The following is a 5,364-nucleotide window of genomic DNA, read 5'->3' as shown; positions in this document are numbered from 1 at the left end:
TCAAATCTCTCAAAGAACCTCTTCAGCGTGTCCTTCTGATGGAAACGAACATTTGTGTTACCATCGCTATTCTCTATACCGACTATCAAATCGCCAATAACCGCCACGCCAGGGCGATAACCAAGGAACTTCTTGTATGTAGGCTTTGCATCATACTTCTCTGTCTCTATGAACTGATGGTCGAAATAAACATCATACATCTCACCCTCTTTCAGTTGGCCAGAAGCAAATATACAATTGAGCAATAAAGTATTGAGAGTGTCAGCCGTATTGAAATCGTAGGTCTTGCCCATATCTGATGTGTATGAAATGTTTTCTTGCGTCAACTCCTTTATCGCTCTGAGGATAGTATCAGAGCTACAAGTGCGAAGTGTCGGATGAAGCGAGAGGTGGTTCATCAAATGAGTAGTGACATCCTCAATACATGAACCGCCACAGAAGTAGATACTCATAAGAGAACGGATGATTTCGCTGTACTGATAACCGAACAATCTACACCTTAGACCGAGGGTTGAGTCGATTACAGATGATAATGTGGAGTCAAATTGCTCCATGATTGAAAATAATCCCCCAAAAGGAGTGAGTCTCTCAGATTTAATTTGTATCTTCGCCATGTCTATCGTCGGATTCTCTTGTTTTTTTTGCAACACTAAGATAAGTGAAAATTCTGACATGGCAAAATCCTGAGCGACTTTTTGTTGCTCAGGTACTTAAAAAGTTTAATTTATAATAGTGTTGCGGGATTAAGGTATAGGAAAAAAAATGATGGGCAAGAAAGTAAAACGAGGTAAAAAAGAAAGAGGGGTGTTTAAAATGCTTAATCAGGGCTCCATTTCGTTTATTATGGTGGGGATTAAAACAACTTTTGATATTAGCTTCTTTAGGCATGCTCAGCGATTGGTTGAACGATGATAGTTCTAAATAAACGAGCCATACGAATTCTAACAGTCTATTTATTGCTTTAAACAGAGTTTTTAGCGCATCTGATGATGGGTGACATGAATCAAAACATAAGTATTATATATGGGATTATTTAGTAAAGGAAAAAGTGGAGGACTGATGAATGTCATCCGCTGCGATGAAGAAGATTATCTGGTTTGGAAATGGCGACCTACAGGTCAGAATGCTAATTCAACAAGTCGTGAAAACTCCATACGCTGGGGCAGTAGCCTCAGAGTAAAGGACGGTGAGGTGGCAGTATTTGTCTATAAGCAAAAGGAGGGTGCTTTGCAAGATTTTATAGTAGGACCTTATGATGAAACAATAAAAGCTGCAAACTTCCCGGTATTATCAAGTATAGTAGGTCTTGCTTTTGGAGGAGAATCTCCATTCCAGGCAGAAGTCTACTTCATAAACCTTCAAAGCAATAATCAAGTCCGCTTTGCTATTCCGTATTTTGATGTCACAGACCCTCGTCTGCCAGACTTTCCTGTTCCGGTAGCAGTTCGCGGAACACTGACCTTTGCACTTGAAGATTACAAGACTTTCATCAAATTGAATCGTTTGATAGATTTTGATCTTGAATCTTTTAAACGTCAGATAAAAGATGCAATGGTTAGAAAGATAAAAGGCATTGTAACAAATGTCCCCTCAGATCTGGGTATGCCTGTAATTCAAATAGAGCGCAAAGTAGATGAAATAAGCGAAGTTATTGAAGCCAGGTTAAAAGATCGATTGGATGAATTTGGAGTCAAAATGAAGCACATTGATATTAACGCAGTAGAAATTGACAAAGAATCTGACGGCTATGCTGAAGTTAAGGGGTTAACTGGCGGATTAACAGCGAAGACTATGCAAGCACAAGCTGACCTTGGCATAAAGAATATGCAACAAATGCAAGAAATGAATGCTGCAAACCTTGAAGATACTATGCGAATTCAACGAGAAGAGGCGCAGCGTGCACAAAGACTTCAGACAGAGCAGAATTTCATTGGTGCACATGCTCTCGACCAACAAACAAGTGTTCTTCAAACCGCTGCGAGCAATCTTGGACAAATGGGAAGTATCTCTACTGGAGGAGACCAAAATGGCGGAATGAATCCAGCTGGAATGATGACCGGAATGATGATGGGTGGTGCAATGGGTGGTCAAATGGCCGGAATGATGAACAATATGGGGCAACAGATGCAAAACGCAATGAACACGCCACCTCCTATGCCTAATGTTCAATATATGGTTGCTGTCAATGGACAGCAAAACGGTCCTTTCAACATGCAACAATTAAAACAAATGGCGCAGTCAGGACAGTTAACAATGCAGACATATGTATGGAAACAGGGTATGGCTCAGTGGGAGTTGGCTGGTAATGTTCAAGAGCTTGCAACACTATTCACTACACCGACGCCTCCTCCTATGCCGGGTGGAATACCAACACCACCAATTCCTTAACACATAAAAATTTAGCAAAATGGATGATAACAGTTTTTTCTCAATTGACAGGTTAGTAGAGTTTGGACTTGGTATGGCGATGGCCAGACAGATGGTCAATATCATGAACGAAAGCATGCAGACTATATATATACCTGGTTCTGCAAATAATATTCGACAGCCTCAACAAAACGATATTTATGTGGCTATAAACGGACAATCTGTAGGGCCACTCAGCGCAAATGAATTTTTACATTTGGTTAATGATAAAAAAGCAACTAAAGACAGCTTAGCTTGGATGCCCGGATTGTTAAACTGGAAGCCAATAGAACAAATTCCAGCAATTCTGAAGATTGTAGCATTAACGCCACCTCCATTACCTGCAAATTTATAGATGATATGAAAGCAAATATGTTTTTAGTAACAATAAGCATCGCTCTCTCAGCATTGATTGGATATTTAGCATTTAACGTTGCTGAGGGCAAAGAACATAGTGAAGTATGTGGTTGGGGTAGTACAATATGTTTTGTTGTAACACTTATTCCAATGATCGGTTTGCATTATGATTCAGGGAGACTTGGGGTGAATGTAAGAGTCTGTTCTGCACTTTTCTTTATAATGTTTCTGATAAGTCATTTTTGTTTCGCCGGTTTCGGAATAAATATTCCTTACTACATTGTTATTAACGGAATCCTATTAACCATTTATTTTGCAATATTTTACAAGATGCAAGGAATAAAACATTTATAATAATCTTAAAATAAAAAATTATGTATTCAAAAGAATTAGAAGAAATTATTGACGCTGCCCTTGCAGATGGCACTATTACTGATGTTGAGCGTAAAGTTTTGCACAAACGTGCAATGGCAGAAGGAGTTGATCCGGAAGAACTGGACATTGTTATTGATGGCAGATTGGCTAAAGCGAAAAAGCAAGAGGATTGGCTTCGCCCTGCTCCTCCAAAACAATTAGCGAATGAGAAGCTTGGTAATGTAGTCAAGTGTCCAAGTTGTGGTGCACAAGTTGTGGGAGGTTCAGCAGTATGTTCTGAATGTGGATATACATTCTCAAATGTTGGTGCAAATAGCTCGTATGAACGCCTTGCTGAAAAATTGGAACAAATTAATATCGCTTATCGTGATAAGTTTTCAATTACTATCCCTTTATATGGTGTTAGTGCTAAGGCGAAAGAAATGGCTAACGTTATTAGAATGTTTCCTGTGCCTAATACCAGAGCTGATCTTTTGGAGTTCTTATCATCAATGTCTGCCCAAATGGAATCAATGAAACAAGCTCAATCGATGCAAATATTTGAAAGTGAATTGCTGAGAAACGCTTATCAAGCAAAATATAAAGAATGTGTTAATAAGGCTAGAATTAGTTTTTCCAACGATCCAGATTTTGCACCATACTTAAATAAAAAACAAGGATTCTTCTCAAAATTTTTTGGACGATAAAAAATACAAATATGAGTTTTCTTAATCATCTAATGGGCAATGCTTCTTTAGCTAATTCGTAACTTGGAACAACATTAGGAAGAGAGATGAGAGGTGTGCTATAGCCACAATTATCTTAGGCATAATCATTTATCATATTTGGATATAATGAACTTGCGCTACTTGTTAGTGCGTTTATTAGTTTCCCTGTAACAGCCATTTATGTAAAGGAGGGTGGAGATGCCACTGATATCGAACATAATAAATTGGTAGGCACATGGAAATCAAAATGTGAGCAGATTATGATTAAAGCACGTTATGGCCTACGAGATGATAAAAAGTTCTTGGAAGAATTAGAAAACCATGCTCAACACATAGGAGTAAAAAAGAAGTAAATTAAGATTTAATTCAGATAAAATGTATGTAAACAATATATGATGCTTTAGATAAATACCTTGCCAAAGGTTTCGGAAGCATGAATAAAAATGATTTCGAAGTATGGATTTTCAACCAATTATTACATACAAAGCTAAAAGATAAGGATAATTATGCTATAAGTATTTATCTGAAAATACCAGAATCGAAGGTTAGACGTCTTCGATATGAGGCGTCACTGAAGTATTCTTCTTTTTCTGAGCCAGAACTTTATTCTGCATTAAATAAACTGTTGGAGAAAGCTAATTTAAAAAATGGTGGTCAGAATGTTCAATTCGTAGTTGAAGACATTTCTATAAGAAAATATTTGGATTCGCTTCTAAAGCGTGACGGAAGATTTTCAGATAGCTCATTTAATTCTGAAATCGTAACTATAGATATTGACGACCTTGAATATATCTTACGTATGTCTGCAGAAGGCAGAAAAAGTATTGATGATATTCTCTTGAAGGCTAAAAAACAGCTTAACTCTACTCATATTACTTTCAAATCGTTAATGAAAATCTTTGCAGATTCGATAACAAAGGGTGCTGGTAAGAAAACTGGTGAAAAAGTAATAGATTTATCATTTAAAGGTATTTTATCTTTATTGACTTTGTAATAAATAAAGAACAGCCGAAGCACTTGAAAGGCAGTAGGCATTATTAAAACTTTTAAAATATCCTCAAATCCACAACTAAGCCCTTGAACGTCCTTATTGCGTTTACACGTCCTCTCATTACTGAATTTGCAGATAATTTGAACTTGAAGCACCCACTTCTGCCTACAATATCCCCTTACCCCACAATGTGACTTGAGGCAATACACAATATCATTCCCATAAGTTGTAGGCATTATCCAAAATCAGTCTGGAAAACATCTGCGTAAGCATTATTACAGGTATAGATATTCAGCACATACCGCCTTGATGTCCTGATCCACTTGGCTGGTACAGAGATAAACCTGAAGACAAACGCTTTTATGCGACTTGTTGCATTGAGTCCGAACTTCTTTACGTCAAGTCTTTGAATAATGGCCTTGTAAAAGTTACGGATAAGTGCTGTAAGAAGAAGGAACACCGTGTTCTCTGCCATGAAGGATCTGGGCAATCTGTTCCACCCGAAACCATTGTTCATATCATCGAAGA

Annotated in this window: 6 protein-coding genes and 2 pseudogenes; 6 read left to right on the top strand and 2 right to left on the bottom strand. The window is 37.7% G+C overall.

Translation table 11 applies throughout. The features are described 5' to 3' along the window. Positions 1–614: pseudogene (locus H164_RS0114015) on the bottom strand (IS1380-like element ISBf12 family transposase); the annotation flags it as partial. A gap of 148 nt (positions 615–762) precedes the next feature. On the opposite strand from H164_RS0114015, the gene H164_RS15635 reads away from it, so the two are divergent. The 6 genes from H164_RS15635 (at position 763) to H164_RS0113985 (ending at position 4,839) form a co-directional block, all read left to right on the top strand. After that, a complete protein-coding gene (locus H164_RS15635) occupies positions 763–912 on the top strand; it encodes a hypothetical protein (RefSeq protein WP_019969209.1) in 150 nt (49 codons plus the stop codon). A gap of 111 nt (positions 913–1,023) precedes the next feature. Then, positions 1,024–2,388 (top strand): SPFH domain-containing protein, encoded by a 1,365-nt coding sequence (locus tag H164_RS0114005; protein WP_025830425.1) that lies wholly within the window; start codon positions 1,024–1,026, stop codon positions 2,386–2,388. A 19-nt stretch (positions 2,389–2,407) separates the two neighbouring features. Then, the gene (locus tag H164_RS0114000; RefSeq protein WP_019969207.1) at positions 2,408–2,761 is read left to right on the top strand and encodes a DUF4339 domain-containing protein; all 354 of its coding nucleotides are present in this window, start codon (positions 2,408–2,410) and stop codon (positions 2,759–2,761) included. A gap of 5 nt (positions 2,762–2,766) precedes the next feature. Then, the gene (locus H164_RS0113995) at positions 2,767–3,117 is read left to right on the top strand and encodes a hypothetical protein (protein ID WP_019969206.1); all 351 of its coding nucleotides are present in this window, start codon (positions 2,767–2,769) and stop codon (positions 3,115–3,117) included. A 20-nt stretch (positions 3,118–3,137) separates the two neighbouring features. Beyond that, positions 3,138–3,824, top strand: a complete 687-nt coding sequence (locus tag H164_RS0113990) for a zinc ribbon domain-containing protein (protein WP_019969205.1) — start codon at positions 3,138–3,140, stop codon at positions 3,822–3,824. A 454-nt stretch (positions 3,825–4,278) separates the two neighbouring features. Next, positions 4,279–4,839 (top strand): hypothetical protein, encoded by a 561-nt coding sequence (locus tag H164_RS0113985; RefSeq protein ID WP_019969204.1) that lies wholly within the window; start codon positions 4,279–4,281, stop codon positions 4,837–4,839. A gap of 232 nt (positions 4,840–5,071) precedes the next feature. On the opposite strand, the pseudogene H164_RS14805 reads toward H164_RS0113985, so the two are convergent. After that, positions 5,072–5,364 (bottom strand): annotated as a pseudogene (locus tag H164_RS14805) (IS1380 family transposase); the annotation flags it as partial.

It is taken from the genome of Segatella maculosa DSM 19339 = JCM 15638 (genome assembly GCF_000382385.1).
GTDB classification, from domain to species: Bacteria; Bacteroidota; Bacteroidia; order Bacteroidales; family Bacteroidaceae; genus Prevotella; species Prevotella maculosa.
Note: the sequence above shows the minus strand (reverse complement) of the source record. Positions and strands in the feature narration are given on the sequence as shown.

What these genes read in the sequence shown, in the direction of transcription:
- H164_RS0114005 (WP_025830425.1), top strand. Translation starts at nt 1,024, where the DNA reads ATGGGATTATTTAGTAAAGGAAAAAGTGGAGGACTGATGAATGTCATC.
- H164_RS0113985 (WP_019969204.1), top strand. Translation starts at nt 4,279, where the DNA reads ATGAATAAAAATGATTTCGAAGTATGGATTTTCAACCAATTATTACAT.
- H164_RS0113990 (WP_019969205.1), top strand. Translation starts at nt 3,138, where the DNA reads ATGTATTCAAAAGAATTAGAAGAAATTATTGACGCTGCCCTTGCAGAT.
- H164_RS0114000 (WP_019969207.1), top strand. Translation starts at nt 2,408, where the DNA reads ATGGATGATAACAGTTTTTTCTCAATTGACAGGTTAGTAGAGTTTGGA.
- H164_RS15635 (WP_019969209.1), top strand. Translation starts at nt 763, where the DNA reads ATGATGGGCAAGAAAGTAAAACGAGGTAAAAAAGAAAGAGGGGTGTTT.
- H164_RS0113995 (WP_019969206.1), top strand. Translation starts at nt 2,767, where the DNA reads ATGAAAGCAAATATGTTTTTAGTAACAATAAGCATCGCTCTCTCAGCA.